15 protein-coding genes and 1 pseudogene are annotated in these 16,030 nt (G+C 61.7%); 10 read left to right on the forward strand and 6 right to left on the reverse strand.

The window, feature by feature from the left end:
* Positions 1-19 precede the first annotated feature (19 nt).
* The gene (locus P6U25_RS06105) at positions 20-997 is read right to left on the reverse strand and encodes a LysR family transcriptional regulator (protein ID WP_407150576.1); all 978 of its coding nucleotides are present in this window, start codon (positions 995-997) and stop codon (positions 20-22) included.
* A gap of 231 nt (positions 998-1,228) precedes the next feature.
* Between P6U25_RS06105 and P6U25_RS06110 the strand changes: the two genes are divergently transcribed.
* From P6U25_RS06110 to pcaG, 5 genes are read left to right on the forward strand one after another with little or no spacing between them, the layout of a single operon-like run.
* Complete coding sequence (locus P6U25_RS06110) at positions 1,229-2,458, forward strand: ABC transporter substrate-binding protein (protein ID WP_407150577.1); 1,230 nt, start codon at positions 1,229-1,231, stop codon at positions 2,456-2,458.
* Complete coding sequence (locus P6U25_RS06115) at positions 2,434-3,162, forward strand: nitroreductase (RefSeq protein ID WP_407150578.1); 729 nt, start codon at positions 2,434-2,436, stop codon at positions 3,160-3,162. Before P6U25_RS06110 ends, P6U25_RS06115 begins: the two co-directional genes overlap by 25 nt.
* A gap of 14 nt (positions 3,163-3,176) precedes the next feature.
* Positions 3,177-3,716 carry a DUF4863 family protein gene (locus tag P6U25_RS06120; RefSeq protein WP_260374556.1) on the forward strand — a complete coding sequence of 180 codons (540 nt, stop codon included), beginning with the start codon at positions 3,177-3,179 and terminating at the stop codon, positions 3,714-3,716.
* A gap of 57 nt (positions 3,717-3,773) precedes the next feature.
* Positions 3,774-4,475, forward strand: coding sequence for a protocatechuate 3,4-dioxygenase subunit beta (gene pcaH, locus P6U25_RS06125; protein ID WP_407150579.1), 702 nt, complete (start codon positions 3,774-3,776; stop codon positions 4,473-4,475).
* A complete protein-coding gene (pcaG, locus tag P6U25_RS06130) occupies positions 4,476-5,072 on the forward strand; it encodes a protocatechuate 3,4-dioxygenase subunit alpha (protein ID WP_407150580.1) in 597 nt (198 codons plus the stop codon).
* 1,601 nt (positions 5,073-6,673) lie between these two features.
* Here pcaG and P6U25_RS06135 read toward each other — a convergent pair.
* Both P6U25_RS06135 and P6U25_RS06140 read right to left on the reverse strand, forming a co-directional pair.
* Positions 6,674-6,843, reverse strand: a pseudogene (locus P6U25_RS06135) (DUF3606 domain-containing protein); the annotation flags it as partial.
* Between the two features lie 236 nt (positions 6,844-7,079).
* A complete protein-coding gene (locus tag P6U25_RS06140) occupies positions 7,080-7,271 on the reverse strand; it encodes a hypothetical protein (RefSeq protein ID WP_407150581.1) in 192 nt (63 codons plus the stop codon).
* A gap of 302 nt (positions 7,272-7,573) precedes the next feature.
* Between P6U25_RS06140 and P6U25_RS06145 the strand changes: the two genes are divergently transcribed.
* The 3 genes from P6U25_RS06145 to P6U25_RS06155 all read left to right on the forward strand — a co-directional run bounded on the left by P6U25_RS06145 (position 7,574) and on the right by P6U25_RS06155 (position 9,422).
* Positions 7,574-7,792: a hypothetical protein gene (locus P6U25_RS06145; protein ID WP_407150583.1), complete on the forward strand. Its 219-nt coding sequence runs from the start codon at positions 7,574-7,576 to the stop codon at positions 7,790-7,792.
* A 508-nt stretch (positions 7,793-8,300) separates the two neighbouring features.
* Positions 8,301-8,459: a hypothetical protein gene (locus P6U25_RS06150; protein WP_407150584.1), complete on the forward strand. Its 159-nt coding sequence runs from the start codon at positions 8,301-8,303 to the stop codon at positions 8,457-8,459.
* 816 nt (positions 8,460-9,275) lie between these two features.
* Positions 9,276-9,422: a hypothetical protein gene (locus tag P6U25_RS06155; RefSeq protein WP_407150586.1), complete on the forward strand. Its 147-nt coding sequence runs from the start codon at positions 9,276-9,278 to the stop codon at positions 9,420-9,422.
* Between the two features lie 744 nt (positions 9,423-10,166).
* On the opposite strand, the gene P6U25_RS06160 is transcribed toward P6U25_RS06155, so the two are convergent.
* The 3 genes from P6U25_RS06160 to P6U25_RS06170 form a co-directional block, all read right to left on the reverse strand.
* The gene (locus P6U25_RS06160) at positions 10,167-10,661 is read right to left on the reverse strand and encodes a hypothetical protein (RefSeq protein ID WP_407150588.1); all 495 of its coding nucleotides are present in this window, start codon (positions 10,659-10,661) and stop codon (positions 10,167-10,169) included.
* Positions 10,662-10,819: 158 nt separating this feature from the next.
* Complete coding sequence (locus tag P6U25_RS06165) at positions 10,820-10,981, reverse strand: hypothetical protein (protein ID WP_407150589.1); 162 nt, start codon at positions 10,979-10,981, stop codon at positions 10,820-10,822.
* Positions 10,982-11,315: 334 nt separating this feature from the next.
* Positions 11,316-12,449 (reverse strand): MFS transporter, encoded by a 1,134-nt coding sequence (locus P6U25_RS06170; RefSeq protein WP_407150590.1) that lies wholly within the window; start codon positions 12,447-12,449, stop codon positions 11,316-11,318.
* A 381-nt stretch (positions 12,450-12,830) separates the two neighbouring features.
* On the opposite strand from P6U25_RS06170, the gene P6U25_RS06175 reads away from it, so the two are divergent.
* Both P6U25_RS06175 and P6U25_RS06180 read left to right on the forward strand, forming a co-directional pair.
* Positions 12,831-14,612: a glycoside hydrolase family 15 protein gene (locus P6U25_RS06175; RefSeq protein WP_407150591.1), complete on the forward strand. Its 1,782-nt coding sequence runs from the start codon at positions 12,831-12,833 to the stop codon at positions 14,610-14,612.
* A 488-nt stretch (positions 14,613-15,100) separates the two neighbouring features.
* Complete coding sequence (locus P6U25_RS06180; protein WP_407150592.1) at positions 15,101-16,018, forward strand: c-type cytochrome; 918 nt, start codon at positions 15,101-15,103, stop codon at positions 16,016-16,018.
* Positions 16,019-16,030: the final 12 nt, after the last annotated feature.

The raw sequence follows: 16,030 nt of genomic DNA on the forward strand, positions 1-16,030 counted from the left end.
CGGGAAAGGCGGTTGGGCGTCACCCGCCGCGCCTCAGCTCTTCGGTGGCGCGCCGCAGCACCTCGTGAAGCCATTCGTGCGCCGGCTCGTCTTCGACGCGTTCGTGCCAGAGCAGCCGAACCTCCACGGGCGTCGTGGTGTAGGGCAGTTCATAGGTCGTGATCGCATGCACCTGCTCGAGCGCCCGCGCCAGCGGCCGCGGAACGACGGCGGCAAGTTCGGAATCGACCAGCAGTGCAGGCAGGGCAAGGAAATGCGGCAGGGAGACCGCGATCCGTGGCGGCCGGTCGCTGTCGGACAACGCCCGTTCGAGCGCGGGGCGGTCGTACATCTCGGAACGCCGGGCGAGTCCGCGCTCGGAGATGAAGCCGCCGATCGCGCCCTCCTGCTCGCCGCCAAAGGATACCACGACCAGCGGCAGGGTCGCGAGCTTTGCCTTGTCGAGCCGGCCAAGCTTGCGCTTCTTGCCGACGATCAGCACGTCGTCATATTCGAACAGCAGTGCCGTGCGGAAGCGGCTTGGCGGCGAGGAGAACACGCCGATCGCGACATCGATGCGGCCGAGGTCGATCTGCTCGGCAAGATCGATTCGCGTCACCGGCTTGATGGTAAGGTCGATCGCCGGAGCTTCCCGGCCCAGGATCTTCAGCAGCGGCGGCGCCAGCACCATCGTGGTGAAGTCGTTGGCGGCCAGCGTGAACGGCTTGGTCGAGGCCGCCGGCACGAAGGTCGGCAGTTCGACCGCCGCCTCCAGCGATCGCAGCGCCTGGCGGACCTGCGGCGCCATCGTCACGGCGCGAGCGGTCGGCTGCATGCCGGTTGCCGTGCGCACGAACAGGTCGTCGTCCAGCATCTCGCGCAGCCGCGCCAGCGAGTGGCTGACGGCAGACTGACTCAGCGCGACCTTTTGGCTGGCCCGCAGCACGCTGCGCTCCTCCATGACGGCGTCGAATACCTTGAGCAGATTCAGATCCAGGGTCTTGAAGGAAACGGACACGCTGAGAGTCCTGTCTGTAGCGGATCGCTCGCCTTGGCAACCTTCCGCGGGCGACGGCAGTTAAGGCCAGCCGTCTGGCGGATGCAACCGATCGGATCACGCGCAAGCGCTTCGTCCTCGCGTCGCCGCCCGCCATCTGAAGCCGGTTCAGGGTCACTCTGCAAGACTTTCACTTCCGCAACGCGCCGTTCTGGCCAAGATTGGCGGCGCCGGGTTGGGAGGAGAAAAGCGATGAAGGCCTGGGTGATGTCGGCCCGAGGTGGCACGTGTAAGTCGATCGGATTGGCGTTGATGCTGGCGGCGACGGCGACGCCGGCAATTGCACAGAGCGGGCCGGTCAGGCTCGGCGTGCTGACCGACATGTCGTCGCTCTACGCCGACAATGGCGGCGAGGGCTCGGTGGTCGCGGCGCAGATGGCGGTGGATGATTTCAAGGGCAAGGTGCTCGGCCGTCCGATCGAGATCGTGGCCGGCGATCACCAGAACAAGGCGGATGTCGGCTCCGCGATCGCGCGGCGCTGGCTGGAGAACGACAATGTCGAGGCCATCCTCGACGTCCCGAATTCCGCGGTCGCGCTGGCGGTGCAGGGCATCACGCGCGACAAGAAGAAGCTGTTTCTCGCCACCGGTGCGGCCACGTCCCGGCTGACCGGCGACGAGTGCTCGCCGACCGGCATTCACTGGACCTACGATACCTATGCGTTGTCGCAGGGCACGACGAAGGCGATTTCGCGCCTCGGCGCCAAGTCCTGGTTCTTCCTTTCGGCCGACTATTCGCTCGGTGCGCAGCTCGAGGCCGACAGCCGCAGGGTGATCGATGCCACCGGCGGCAAGGTCGTGGGCGCCGTGAAGCACCCGATCAACACGCCGGATTTCTCATCCTTTCTACTGCAAGCGCAGGCCTCCAGGGCCGACGTGATCGCGCTCGCCGACGCCGGCGGCGACTTCATCAACGCCGTGAAGCAGGCCGGCGAGTTCGGCGTGACGCGCGGGCAGAAGCTTGCCGGCCTGATCGTCTTCATCGCCGACATTCACAGCCTCGGGCTGCAGAGCGCGCAAGGTCTGATGCTGAGCTCGGCGTTCTACTGGGACCTCAACGACGAGACCCGCGCGTGGTCGAAGCGCTTCATCGAGAAGACGAAGAAAGTGCCGACCATGATCCATGCCGGCACATACGGTGCGGTCATGCACTACCTCAAGGCGGTCGAAGCCGCCGGCACGCTCGATGGGCCGACGGTCGCCGCCAAGATGCGCGAATTGCCGGTCAACGATTTCATGACCCGCAACGGCAGGATCCGTCCCGACGGCCGGCTCGTCCGCGACATGTACCTGTTCCGCGTCAAGTCGCCGGAGGAGTCGAAATACCAGTTCGACTACTACCAGCTGCTGGCCACGATCCCGGGAGAAGAGGCCTTCAGACCGATGGAGGACGGCGGATGCTCGCTCGTGAAGAAGTCGTGATCGGCCGCGACGCGGCGTGCGGGGCCGCGCGCAATCCGATCGACGAGGTGATCGCCGGCCGGCTGTCGTGCCGCGAGTTCTCCGGCAGTCCGGTCTCCCGATCGACCATCGAGCAAATCCTGCGCGTGGCGCGGTTCGCGCCGAGCGGCGCGAACATCCAGCCCTGGCACGTCTACGTGCTCGCCGGCGCCGCCAAAACCGAGGTGTCGGCTGCGCTTCTGCATGCGTATGAGAACGAGCCGAGCGAGCACGTCTCCGAATACCAGTACTACGCCAGCGCCTTCCCCGAGCCGTATCTCGGCCGTCGCCAGGAGTTCGGGCGATTGTTCTATGAATCGCTCGGGATCGCGCAAAGCGACACTGCGGCGAGGAGCCGGCAGACCGCAAAGAACTTCATGTTCTTCGGCGCGCCGGTTGGATTGATCGTCACCATCGATCGGCGCCTCGCGATGGGAAGCTGGCTCGATCTCGGCATGTTCATCCAGAACGTGATGCTGGCGGCGGTCGGACGCGGGCTGCAATCCTGTCCGCAGGAAACCTTCGCCAGATTCCACCGGATATTGCGTCCGCTGTTGTCGATCCCCGCCGAGCAGATGGTGGCCTGCGGGATCTCGATGGGCCACGCCAGGGAGCGGCCTCGTACGCGGCTGATGCCGCGCGCGGAGGTGGAGGTATTCGCCTCCTTCAAGGGTTTCGAGGATTAGACCAGGAGACAATCATGGGAAGCCGGGAACAGCTTATCGAACGCAGCATTCCGTTTCTGCGCGAGGTCAAGGATATGACGCCGAGCGCGGCGATGGAGCGATGGCTCAACGAGACCTATGGAGAGGACAGCGCGCTGTACCAGGATCTCGCCCGCCTCATCAAAATGGGAGTCGAGGAGGGCTGGGCGGCAAACCAGGAGGTGGACGGCCCGAACTATCGGCGCAGCCGCATCCTTGAGCCGGTCCCCGAGACGTTCCAGTTCAGCATCACCGCGGTCTACATGAACAGCACCGATCCACGCCGCTTCAAGGACGAGGACGATCACGACGTGCTGCGTGGGCAATATCACGGTCATCCCTATGGCGAGCTCAACCTCGTCGTTCCCCTCGACAAGGGGGCGCAGCTGAAGGGGTTGCAGGGCTGGCAGGGGCCGGGCTGGACGGCACCGGATCCCGGCAGCCGTCACTATCCCGAAGTGCGCGGAGGCGCGGTGATCGCGCTGTTCTATCTGCCGGCGGGGCGCATCTCCTACGACTTCAAGGCACCGGCCTGACGCCTAGCGGAGGTCGCAAACACGCGCGCCGGTAGTGAACGTTTCGGGAGAAGGCACATGACGTTGATCTATCCGCTCACTTCGAACGCGGTTCATCCCGCGCGCCTGTCTCCCGCGTACCGGAGCACGGTCAAACGCGCGCCGCAAAGGCCGCTAATCCCGATCCGGCATTCGCTCTCCGAACTCACCGGCCCGGTCTATGGTCATGAGGCCGTGCGCGAGCACGACAACGATCTCACCGTCCAGGCCAAGGGCGAGCCGCTCGGCGAGCGCATCATCGTGCACGGCCACGTTCGCGACGAGGATGGCCGTGGCGTTCCGAACACGCTGGTTGAGCTTTGGCAGGCCAATTCCGGCGGCCGCTACGTCCATGTCGTCGACCAGCACCCGGCACCGCTGGATCCGAATTTCACCGGCGCCGGCCGCACGCAATCGGATGCAGCCGGCTACTACAAGTTCATCACCATCAAGCCCGGCGCCTATCCCTGGGGCAATCATCACAATGCATGGCGGCCCGCCCATATCCACTTCTCGGTGTTCGGCCATTCCTTCATCTCGCGTCTGGTGACGCAGATGTATTTCCCCGGCGATCCGCTGTTCCCGTTCGACCCGATCTTCAACTCGGTGAGCGACGAAAAGGTGCGGATGCGGATGGTGTCCTCGTTCGATCTCGAGAACACCCAGCCAGAATGGGCGCTGTGCTATCGCTTCGATATCGTGCTGCGCGGGCGCAATGTTACGCCGATGGAGACCAGGTAAGTGTCGAACCAGCGTCCCGATGGAATCACCCCGTCGCAAACTGTCGGCCCGTACTTCAAGTATGGCCTGACGCCGAACGGCGAGTACGAGTGGAACGACGCCTTCACCGGCAACCTCTTGACGCCTGACGTCTCTGGCGAGCGCATCCGCGTCGAGGGCAAGGTCTATGACGGCGACGGCGCGGTGGTCGTAGACTGCATGCTGGAGATCTGGCAGGCCGACGCACAGGGCCGCTTCTCCGACCCGGAGGACAAGCGCGCGTTGCCGAATTCGAGCTTCAAGGGCTTTGGTCGCTGCGGCACTGACAAGACCGGCAGCTACGCGTTCGACACCATCAAGCCGGGTTCGGTTCCCGATCCCGATGGCAAGCCGCAAGCGCCGCACATCCTGCTCGCGGTGTTCGCACGCGGCGTGCTGCTGCACCTCTGCACGCGGATCTATTTCGACGACGAGGCATCGAACGCCGACGATCCTGTCCTCGCGCAAGTGCCGGCCGACCGCCGCGCGACGCTGACTGCTAGGAAGGGTGCGGGCAGTGTCTACACGTTCGATATCCACCTGCAAGGCGCCAATGAGACCGTGTTCTTCGACGTCTAGCGCCAGACCTCAGTCAAAGCATCTTCGAGGGAAGGAGTCGCAGTCGCTCGTCGAAATGGCGCGCAAGCAGCCGTTCGAGTTGCGTTCCACAGGAAGCGGGACCTTTGCATCGCCGGCCCGGCAAGTTGCCAGCGGGACTGCAGATCGTCGGTCGTCGGAAACATGACAGCGAAGTCGTCGGCGTCGCGATCGAGATCGAAAAGGCGGGCTTGGCCGATCGAGGCCCAGCATCTGCCCTCGTCGCTCAACCAATCGAGCCGCCAACTCTTCGTTCGCCGGTCAGACGCGTAAGCTGGAACGAGGAATGCCGCACCACCGCATCGCATCTTGAGTGGATGGGCAGCAAGTCTAGGGAGAGAATCTACGGCGGCGCCGTCGCGGCTTCGGCGGAGCGGGCGGCCGCCGCGCAAGGAGGCCGAGCGGCTCGCCTACGAGGCGTAGAATGCGCGCATGCTCGCCTTCCAAGGACCGGCCCAGCCTTCCTACGCTCAGCGACGCCTTGAACGCCGGATATGCCTATGAGCGACCTGACCGTGCCGCTCGACATCGTGCGCCGACGACACAAGGCGACGCCCGTCCACGAGCTTGAGCGGTACAGCACTGCAACGACGGCTCTGACGTGCGGGCTATCGCTTTAAGCGCGGCCACGTTGTGGCGCTGCGGACAACCAAGATTTCAGCCAGCAACCCGCCTTCGGCCTGGTGGCCGGGCGAACGATAAAGGGAAGCCGGTGAAGTACGTGCAGACTGACGGAGAGCGGTGCGCGAAAGCGGAGCATCGTGGGCCCAAGGTTATGCGGTTTCGCCAACGGGCTTGAGCCCCATATGGACGTTCGGCTGCCGGTCGAAAGGCCAACTAACCGATGACCTCCGAGTTCGAGGTGGTGCCGGCCGAATGGAAGGCCGCGATCAACCACATCGTCGCGCAACGACCGTACCTCCTTGGTGTAAGCTCGGCTTAGTAACTCCCGGCTGGGAACGAATGTGCACTTTTTGCATTTGTGATTCGGTCTCTCATCCGCGCCGGTGCGTTACCATGAATGCGCATAAGCTAGGCCTGCCGCCAACGCTCCAAACGCAGAAGAGTGGTCGTCGCTGTCCCAAGTGTGCGGGCCTTCTCCGCCCCACGCATTCCCGCAGGCGAGCGGACCAAGCGATCAGTCCGCCCGACAAGCAGGCATGGCTAAAGCTAACTGCAGATTGGCTCAGGCTTGCTGAAGAGGTGAGGCAGGACGTCTTTCTCCTAACCTCCGCAACGAGGCCATCACACAGCCTCCGAGCTGATTGGTGACGGTTCCGTCGAGATCTGTACGCGCATTCCAGATATCGCCAAGCTAACGATACGGATTCACCTACGATGGATAAGGGGATTGAGTATCGAGGTCATCGACTCGTCGTGGTCGAGCAACCAGGCGGCGGCTCGTTGGTTAAGATCACGCCCCTGGCCGGCGGGCAGACGGTCCGGACAATGACTTACCAAACCAGTCAGGAGGCGCTGGCCGCGGCAAGAGCGAATGTCGATAGTCATCCCGAGGCCAAGAGGTGACTGAATTTAGAGATCGACAAACTAGCGGCTACGCTTTTTCGATCTAGAGCCGCCCAGCGCCCGCTCGCCCGCTTCCGGCTGCTTCCAACCTTCTTGACCGCCTTCTCACCGAACTAGCGGACTTGCCGCCTTTCTTCGACTCGTAACGCACCTCATAGTCTTGTCCGCCGGCGACGAGTGCTCGATCTAGTTTGCGTCCCCGCGCAGTACGCTTCTTCGCCTTCATTGCCATTCCGGCCTCCCTTCGATGAAGGCGAACGCGTGTTCGGGCCGACAGTTCGACCTGTCGTAGAGACCTCAGCGCGAGGGGTGGCGGGGCGATAAACACTCAGACAGGATTCGAACTCGTGCTCCCGTGAGGCACCAGCCGGGGCACCTCTCGTGGCACGTCCCACCCAAACCAAATAGCTGCATACAGCGCGAGCAACCAGAGCACGATCAGGGCTATGTCCCGTTTCACAGCTAAGTTGCGCGCTGAAGGCGAGCGATGCGCCTGTGATCGCGCCAAAGCTCGATGATATCGTGGGTCGCCAAATATGTTTCGGCTCGCCTGCGCGCCTCCGTATCGTCCAGGCTGTTAAATTCGTAGGTCGCGCGCGCTACGCCCGCCGCGTCGACTCCAAAGGCCACGTAGTGTTTCAGCCCCTTGTCCATTGTTGGCATCACGCCTGATGGCAGTTGGAAAGGCCAGAAATTAAAGGTTAGCCTCGACAGGCTGCGCTAAAAACACTCCTCGTGAGGACCCGTTCCTATTTGCGCGGCCGACTGGAGCGTTGCCGCGGCGGCAGAGTCCATTTCTCGCACCTCGTCGCTGTCCGTCTTCGATCCCTCGTGTCCTAGTTCAAGGTTGAAAGTCCCCATGATGCGAAGACCCGTCCTCTGACGTGGAATTCTGTCCTCTATGGTTGGTCGAAGCTCCATGATACTGGTGGAACCGATAGCCAGGGGCGCATCCAATGCCAATCCGTCGCTTATTGAAAACCAGAAAATATACGCCCGAGGAAATCGAGTTGTTGAACGAGGCCTTCGACCGAGCTTTGCGCGCACTAGGCTTGGTTGATCGTGACGATCCGCTTTGCGAGATGGTTGCTCGTACGGTTATCGAGGTCGGCGTGGCTGGTGCATCGGCAAAAGAGATCGCGGAAACGGCCGTAGCCCGGATCGGTCTGCGATAGGTCCATCTCAGGCGCATAGAATGACTTCCGACAGGAACGGCGTGCGCGCGCCGGCGTTGCGCTGCAATGGATGACAAAGACCTACAAGCCTCCTCCGAAAGAGCTTTAGTCGTGGTGGCCCTCAGTACGGCAACCCTCGTTGCGTCGCTCGCTCTTCTATATCGGCCTTGTAATGCCTCGTTGGTAGCAACTTTGGCGCAGTCGCTATTCGAGAAATGGGCACACCTATCTGGAACCTCATTGCTCTGACGTAGTTGACTTGCCGCTCCTGGTTCTGGGCTTGCCCCTGCCCCTAAACCTGGAGAAGACCTGTTTCCCCGACCAGGTTGGCGACCCCGGCGCCCTTTCGCGCCGGGGTCGTTGGGGATTTTGCCCCGGGACAGTCGGCTGCCACACAGGGGCAACCACGCTTGCCCCGTGTCGTCACGCTGCTGAACCCGCGCAAGGTTCACGAGTTTGGCTCGAATCGAAAACCCTAGTGAGGCAGGGACAGCCGCGAGAGAGACCAATGAAAACGGTTTGGATCTACGTAGATACAAACAAGCAAGTTGGTGATGGCGAATATCTCAAAGTATTTGCCTCGAACGAGGCCGCCGAACATTGGCTTGAGGAGCATGCCCCTGAAGGCGTCGCAGTCGAGTATCCCGTCATCGTCAGAGCGACCTGAAAGACCACCAGGGGCCTATCCGATCTCGTCGCGTCAGAGCCCGTCGATACGGGGAACCGGCAGTCCGGACTTTAAGCAGCAGCGCGGCGCGACGAATGCGGTAAGCCTAAGTCCAGGAGACGTTAGCCAACCCGTCAAGTGGCTAGCCCCAGCTTAAAGCCCGTGGAGCAGGCGGCCGCGTCTGGCGCCGCCCGCGAGACGGGGTCGCCGCGGGTACCGATTCAGCGATTGCACATTGCCTCAGATGAGAGCCCGCAAGCGGCGGCGCTCGCGGGGCTTGCGCTCGGGTCAGCGCGCCGGCCCGTCGTCTCCGGCTCGCCGAGATGGCCTTGGAAAACCCGCTATCCGGGACCCGAATGTCCGCGTTACGAAAACGCGGCGATGCCGAAATCAGGATAAGGAACCAAGCCGGCGGCGTGGGCGTTTATGGCAACGATTTGGAAAACGCGCATCTTTAAGCCCCGGTGATGCCTCTGCTGGGGCCCTTCTTTCAAACGTGCACCCGCCAAAATGGGGGCCAACTTGGATCAGGCAGCATCTCCGCAGGCTCGATTCCTCGTCCGGCAAGGCGGCACTGGCTGGATGGTCTACGATCGCGAACGCAAAGGGCCGGCGCTATTGGAGACCGGCGCCTTCGCCGAGAAGCTGACGAGAGAGCAGGCGGAACACGTAAAGCGGAGGTTGGTGACGGACCAGTCCAACTGATTTGAGGCTGGAGCCAACGGCGAGGAAGGATTCGAAGCCGTCTCGGGATACTTATCCCGCGCGTATGCTCAAACGAAAGCCGATCGAGATCCCGCTGGGGGCGGCTCGCCGGTGCGCGACCAATCTCCAGAAGTCTACAAGGGATATAACGCCGTCAAGCGCGACGAGATCGCCGCCAATACGGCGCACCTGCTGCTCGACCATTTGCCGGACGGCCCCAAGCTCGGCTCTCCGACGTGCTTGAACTGTTCGAGCTGATGCGATGGAGCTGGATCAACGTTTGGTATTGCCATTGGTGTGTTCACAGTCAAGTTGCCGAAGGCAAAACCAGCTACCCCGTCATCGCTCGACGGACGCCTTCGATCAGTGGTGGCGATGGGCAAACAAACCTCTGTAGTCCGCGACGATCCCAGCTCGTATCCAACCCTGTTGCGCAGCCAGCGGACTCAGGACCGGACGGACCGCGCCAAGGTCCACGAAGCCGTGGCGCGGTACATTGAGCCCAGCCTCTAAAAAGCCGGGCCAGTCCAAGATGCAACAGTGCAGCCGTTGTTCACGCGCCGTGCGGGGCGCGACTGCTGGCCAGTTACTGGGTAAGATCGCGCATCAGGACGTTTTCCGAAATGAGTGCAAGCAATACGTGGGGTCGCTGTCCGAGTGCCGACAGTGCTAACACGATCGTGCCAAGGACCTGGACCTCAGCAAGCAGAATTTCAATCCGAAATAAGACACAGAGTGCATCAGCTGGCCCACGTGACGGCGGCGGCCGAGCTTTGTGGTCAGGCTGCTGGACCGTCTTCGCCCGGCGGCCCAATTAGGTCTTCGATGTCCGCCTCTATGTTCTCCGTGAGGCTCTCGCCTTCTGCCAGTCCTACGTCGCGGTGTCTACCGTCCATTCGCTCACGGAGCGCCGCACGGGTGTATAAGCGGCGCTCAGTTCGGCCAGCAAGGACAAATCCCGCGGGGCGAACCTCGGGATTGCTATCAAGAACGGACGGCACTTCAGAACGTCGCTGACTGTTTCCTCTGGACCAAGCGCGGCGGAGATGCGCGACAACTGATCGTGCAACTGGCAGCGCGCGTCGAACGCCTGGCGGCATTCGAACGCGACGGCGTCTGCGCGAGCGCGCAGACACGCGAGACCTCGTCCTGCCTCTGGCGCTTCAGCTCGCGGACCTGACCGCGCGCATTCTCCAGCATGGACTGAACGCCCGGCAGAGCATCCCTTGTGAGGGCGGCAGCCATCGTCGCCTCTTCCTTGTTTGCGATGAGCTTGGCGATTTTGTCGTCCTTGGCGTTGCCCGTCGCGTAGTCGGCCAGCGAAGACACGCCGCCGTCGTCTGCAATCGTGCCCTGCACGGCCGCCTGTGCCGCATCCATGTCTCTGATGATGCCGGCGAGCGACTCCAAGTCGGCCGCGACAGCGTTGGCCTTGGCGAGGTCGCTCGCGAAGTGCCGCAGCCGCTCCCTGCCGTTAGGTTGGCCGGTCATGGTCATCGCCGCGGCCTCCTTGATCCTCTTGAGCAGCGATCGCTCCCTCTACCGTTTGGTTTCCAAGAGCCCGTTGTCGACCAGCGCGCTCTTGAGGCGGAAGCGGTCGCAGGTCGGCACGTTGCTATTGGTGAGCGCGGCATCGATCTCCGCGAGAGTGTATTTCAGCCGCAGGCGCGCAGCGACTGACCGGCCGCTGCGGTGGCCGAGAGCCTGCTCGGCACGATGAGGCCGAGGCGGCCCAGTGTGTTGAGCAGCGCGGTGGGGGTGAGGCTAGTCGGTATGTGGACCGGGCGGGTGGCTACAGCGTGGATCGTGGTCGTCATCTTGGTATCCTTCGTGTTGGCTTCGTTGGTCGCTCAGTTCAGCCGAACAGAAGCCTCGGCCTGTGGTCTGCGGCGACGGCGGCCACGATCGCACCGGCCGCACTGTTGCAGAGATCGTCGTGCGCGCCCGGCGGATGGTCGATGCGGTCGCGACCCGTCGAATTGATTTTTCTTTCGAGTCCCGCGAACGGGCGACCAGCCAGCGGTTGTCCAACAGACGCACCCGCCCGGACGTGAACAGCGGCAGGACGTCTTGGTACATCATACTAATCGACTCAGCGCCGAATCTTGCTTCTGTCCAGTTGCCCCGAGTTTAGTGCGCTGGCGCCAGGCTTCAGCGCCGATGAAGCAACGCGAAGATCAGCGCAATCAGGGCAAAGGCTGCGATCATACCGGAGAATGCGACGTCGGCCGTGGCGGAGCTCGTGAGGCTCGACAAGACGCCGATTCCAATCACCGGCAGCGCATTGCCGACAAAGCAGCATATGAAGTAACTCGAAACCACCGCGGCGCGCCTATCCGCTGGCGCGATCTGGTTTACGACTTGCAAGCTAGCCCGGTAGCCAAGGCCGGCAGCCGCAGCGACCACTGCGGTCGCCGCCAGCATACCCCACAACGAGGCGCAAACCTGCGCTGCCGTGACAGCCGTGGTCGCCGGAATCATAAGTGCAAGCGACCACATCATCAAGGTGCGGCTCGCCAGCGCTTGCGTTGCGACGATCACCAGCGCGACCAGCGCCGCGAGCTCGAACAGCAGCGCGCCGGCCGCAGCGCGGTTTTCGATGTGAAGGTCATGCGACAGCATCGAAGGCATGAGCGCTGCGTAGAACCCGACAAGCGCCATGAGACCAAAGCCGGTAATGGCGGGGGCAACAAATTGCGCGCGAATTTCCCGAGGCACCGACAATGTCGGGCGAACCGCGAGTTGGCCGGAGTCAGCATGCCGAACTGTTTCCCGAGTGAACCAGACCAGCGCGGCGGTCGAGCACACGATGACGAGATAGACAATGAACGAGAGATGTAGCGGCCACGGTGCATATTGTGCGAGCAGGCCTGACAGCAACGCCGCGAGGCCGAGACCGAGGAAGTTGGTACTTGTGCCAATAATGGCGGCGCGTCCCTTATCGTCCTTGTCGACCAGCTCGGCCAACCAGGCATTGCCGGTGCCGCTCGCGATTCCGATGCCGAGGCCGCTGAGAATGCGCCCAACATAGAGAGAGATGGTGCTGCCTGCGAACAGAAACACAAACGCGGCGGAGATCAAAACGACAATACCGGCGAGTGCGGTCGGACGCCGACCGATACTGTCGGAGACACGTCCAAGGAGTAGAAGTGCGGCGATGTTACCGATCGCGTAGGCCGCATAGATCAGCGTCAGTGTGATCTGCGAGAAGCCGAACTTCTGCTGATAGAGCAGATACAGCGGCGTGATGAGGGTACTCAAGCCGAAGGCAACCGCGAGCAACATGCCAACGGCCGCCAGAGCCGCAGCGTCGCGGAACTCCATTCGCGAACCCACGGTACGAAACGAATATATCATCCACGCTGCCTCTGCCTCAGGCGGTTGACATTATCAATGCAACCCCGCCGGGCAGGGCGGTCCAGGCGACAAATCGGTCCAACGAAGTTGAGGCAATACAATCGCACGCTTTTAAGGACCATTGGAGCAGTGGCGCCTTCCGCCCTGATGAAAAGCTAAGGGGAGCCCCATTCGTTCCTAAATGCGCTGCATTGGAACTTTGAACCTGCGGGTACCGTTGCTGGATATCAATGCGGAGCACGGAAGCTCCCACAGAGCTGAACTGCCGAGAAGGAAGGCAGGTTCGCTATTGCGCGGACGAACTGGACAATGGCTCGACTCGAAGATTATGCACTCATTGGCGATTGCGAGACCGCGGCGCTAGTTGGTCGCGACGGCTCTGTCGACTGGCTGTGTTTACCTCGTTTCGACTCCCAGAGCTGCTTTTCGAAACTGCTCGGAGACGAGCAGAATGGCCGTTGGTCGTTGGCTCCCAGCAGCAGTCCCAGCTCTGTGATGCGTCGGTACATCCCTGGGACGTTGGTTCTTGAAACGGTATTGGCCGTCGGCAGCGGAACCGCGAGAATCGTCGATTTCATGCCGCTCAGGGAGCGCTATCCAACGATCGTCAGGATAGTCGAGGGCCTCGAGGGACATGTCGAGATGAACATGAAGCTCGTGGCCCGGTTCGACTTCGGGGTAACCGTACCATGGGTCAATCATCTCGATCGCGATTCACTCAGTCTGGTCGCCGGTCCGCATATGCTGCTGCTGCATAGCGAAGTGCCTCTGCAGGAACGCGACATGGAGAGTGTCGCTTCATTTCGCCTTGAGAAGGGACAGCGCATTCGCTTTAGTCTGACCTATCAGGAGTCTTGGCAGGCGGCTCCGCCTCATGCTCCGGACGCCGATGCTCTCCTCATCTCAACCGAGCAGTTCTGGCGCGATTGGTCATCGCGATATCAAGCGGCTGGTCCCTATTGCGAAGCGGCGAGGCGTTCGCTCATTACGTTGAAGGCGCTCACGTTTCGTCCGACCGGCGGTATCGTGGCGGCAGCCACGACGTCTTTGCCGGAGCAAATTGGTGGCAAGCGAAACTGGGACTACCGCTTCTGCTGGATCCGCGACGCAAGCTTGGCGCTATTGGCGCTGATCAAGTCGGGCTACTTCAATGAAGCTGCCGCTTGGCGAGATTGGTTGATCCGGGCCGTCGCGGGTAGCCCGGCACAGCTCCAGGTCATGTATGGCGTTTCGGGCGAACGATGGTTGGCGGAATGGGAGGTGCCGTGGTTGCCGGGCTACGAAAACTCGCGGCCTGTCCGCGTCGGAAATGCCGCACACACACAGTTGCAACTCGATGTTTACGGTGAATTGATGGACGCGCTCTATCAATCCCGACATGGTGGACTGGCCGAGAACAAACGAGCTTGGGCCGTTGAATGCGTATTGCTGGACCATCTCGCGAAAATCTGGGCCAAGCCGGATCATGGCATATGGGAAATTCGGAGCGAGCCAAGCCAGTTCACATATTCGAAGGTCATGGCGTGGGTTGCCTTCGACCGCGGCATCAAAAGTGCCGAGGAGTTTGGAATGAGAGGTGCGGTCGATGATTGGAAGCGGTTGCGTGAGCAAATCCACCAAGATGTCTGTCGCAATGGATACGATCCAGATCGTCAAACATTCGTACAGACCTACGGCGGGAGCGTACTTGATTCCTGCCTGCTTCGCATCCCGGTTGTCGGCTTCCTGCCGCCGGATGATTCCAGGGTGCTGTCAACGATTGCGAAAATCGAACAAGATCTGCTCGTTGACGGACTAGTCAGGCGCTATGATGTGCCTCCTTCGGGGCACGGAATCTCACAGGGAGAAGGCGTGTTTCTTGCTTGCAGCTTCTGGCTTGCGGACGCCTACCATATGATCGGCCGCGAGGCCGAAGCCAAAGCCTTGCTTGAGAAGCTCCTTGGGCTATGCAACGACGTTGGTCTCCTCTCGGAAGAATACGCGCCCGAGCCCGGGCGGCTAGTTGGAAATTTTCCTCAAGCATTTACCCATGTCGCCCTCGTGAATACGGTGCACCGCATTACGCGGACGAAGCGGGCCCGGCAGGGGTGACAATGCCAATGTCTGGTGGTCGGCTGTATTACCACCCCAGACCGACATAGGAGCAGTTGGCAGATCTGAGAACTTCAGCACAGCTTTGCTTCGGTACACAACCTTCAATCGCAGCGGCGGCCTCCACAGCACGTGACCTTCAATGGGCGCAGCCGGGCTGAATGGTTCGTAGCGACGTGCTGGGTGACGTGACGATGAGAGCCGTGGCGCTCGGCATTTTTCGCCAAAGGCTGGCATTCGAACCGCAAAATCAAGGTCGTCAGAGAACATCGAGGCGTGCGACGCGATCTTAAAACGCCGACCAAAGTGAGCTCGCATTCACGTTGATCAGGCCCCAACGCCAGCACCGTATGGAAAGTGAGACTGCTCGAATGACAGACGCGCCGATAGATGGCGCATTTCTGATCTAGGGCGCGCGTCCTCCGCGCCAGGAACATCGATGCAAGCAGCACGTTACATGGCGTTGCCGTCTATACTGCAAGGCTGAGATGCACGCAGTGCGTTGGTGGATTGTCGCGGGAGCGATCGTCGGGGCGTTGGGCGTCGGTGGCTGGCTGGTCACGTCGCCGCAATTCCTTGCATCTCCAGATCGTATCAGGCTATCCAATCAGGGCGGCGACCCTATTCGCGGAAAGCTCGTGTTCGCAGCCGGCGATTGTGCGTCGTGTCATGCCTCGCCAGGGCAATCCAATCGGCTGCGCCTCGGTGGCGGATTGGCGCTGGCATCGCCGTACGGGACCTTTCGTGTTCCCAACATATCCATGGATCCGCAAGACGGCATCGGGCGCTGGCGAACCGAGGATCTTGCCAATGCCTTGCTGAACGGCGTCTCTCCCGGTGGCAGCCATTACTATCCCCTGTTTCCGTACTCGAGCTTCACTCATATGCGCGGAGAGGATGTCAGCGACCTGATGGCCTACCTGCGGACATTGCCAGCGGTCAAAGGGCGGCCGCCTGCGCATGAACTGACGCCGTTGTTCCGCGTTCGTCGCATGATTGGGTTGTGGAAGCTTCTCTACTTCCGGCCGGGTCAACTCCAGCCGGATCGTGGCCACGACGATGAATGGAATCGCGGGCGATATCTGGTCGAGGCCGTGGGACATTGCGCGGAGTGCCATTCGTCGCGCAACATTCTCGGTGGAATTAGATCGAACACCCGTTATGCCGGCGGACAGGATCCGGAAGGAACGGGCTTCTACCCGAATATTACGCCGACCAGGATTGGAAATTGGTCGACGCAAGATCTCGCTGAGCTACTTCGAACCGGAAACACACCGAACCACGGCAGGGTAGGATCATCGATGGCCGATGTTGTCACCAACACCGCGATGTTGTCCGACCGCGATCGCACGGCAATTGCCGTCTATATCAAATCGTTGTCGCCGCGACCGACGCCGACCCCGTAGAGCGACCCCGCG

This window comes from Bradyrhizobium sp. ORS 86, from assembly GCF_045571475.1.
Taxonomy (GTDB): domain Bacteria; phylum Pseudomonadota; class Alphaproteobacteria; order Rhizobiales; family Xanthobacteraceae; genus Bradyrhizobium.

Bases quoted from the DNA above. Each gene is read 5' to 3' on its own strand.
- P6U25_RS06175 (WP_407150591.1), top strand. From the start codon at position 12,831: ATGGCTCGACTCGAAGATTATGCACTCATTGGCGATTGCGAGACCGCG.
- P6U25_RS06165 (WP_407150589.1), bottom strand. From the start codon at position 10,981: ATGACGACCACGATCCACGCTGTAGCCACCCGCCCGGTCCACATACCG.
- pcaH (WP_407150579.1), top strand. From the start codon at position 3,774: ATGACGTTGATCTATCCGCTCACTTCGAACGCGGTTCATCCCGCGCGC.
- P6U25_RS06180 (WP_407150592.1), top strand. From the start codon at position 15,101: ATGCACGCAGTGCGTTGGTGGATTGTCGCGGGAGCGATCGTCGGGGCG.
- P6U25_RS06145 (WP_407150583.1), top strand. From the start codon at position 7,574: ATGCCAATCCGTCGCTTATTGAAAACCAGAAAATATACGCCCGAGGAA.
- P6U25_RS06160 (WP_407150588.1), bottom strand. From the start codon at position 10,661: ATGACCATGACCGGCCAACCTAACGGCAGGGAGCGGCTGCGGCACTTC.
- P6U25_RS06110 (WP_407150577.1), top strand. From the start codon at position 1,229: ATGAAGGCCTGGGTGATGTCGGCCCGAGGTGGCACGTGTAAGTCGATC.
- P6U25_RS06140 (WP_407150581.1), bottom strand. From the start codon at position 7,271: ATGGACAAGGGGCTGAAACACTACGTGGCCTTTGGAGTCGACGCGGCG.
- P6U25_RS06150 (WP_407150584.1), top strand. From the start codon at position 8,301: ATGAAAACGGTTTGGATCTACGTAGATACAAACAAGCAAGTTGGTGAT.
- P6U25_RS06120 (WP_260374556.1), top strand. From the start codon at position 3,177: ATGGGAAGCCGGGAACAGCTTATCGAACGCAGCATTCCGTTTCTGCGC.
- P6U25_RS06115 (WP_407150578.1), top strand. From the start codon at position 2,434: ATGCTCGCTCGTGAAGAAGTCGTGATCGGCCGCGACGCGGCGTGCGGG.
- P6U25_RS06170 (WP_407150590.1), bottom strand. From the start codon at position 12,449: ATGTTGCTCGCGGTTGCCTTCGGCTTGAGTACCCTCATCACGCCGCTG.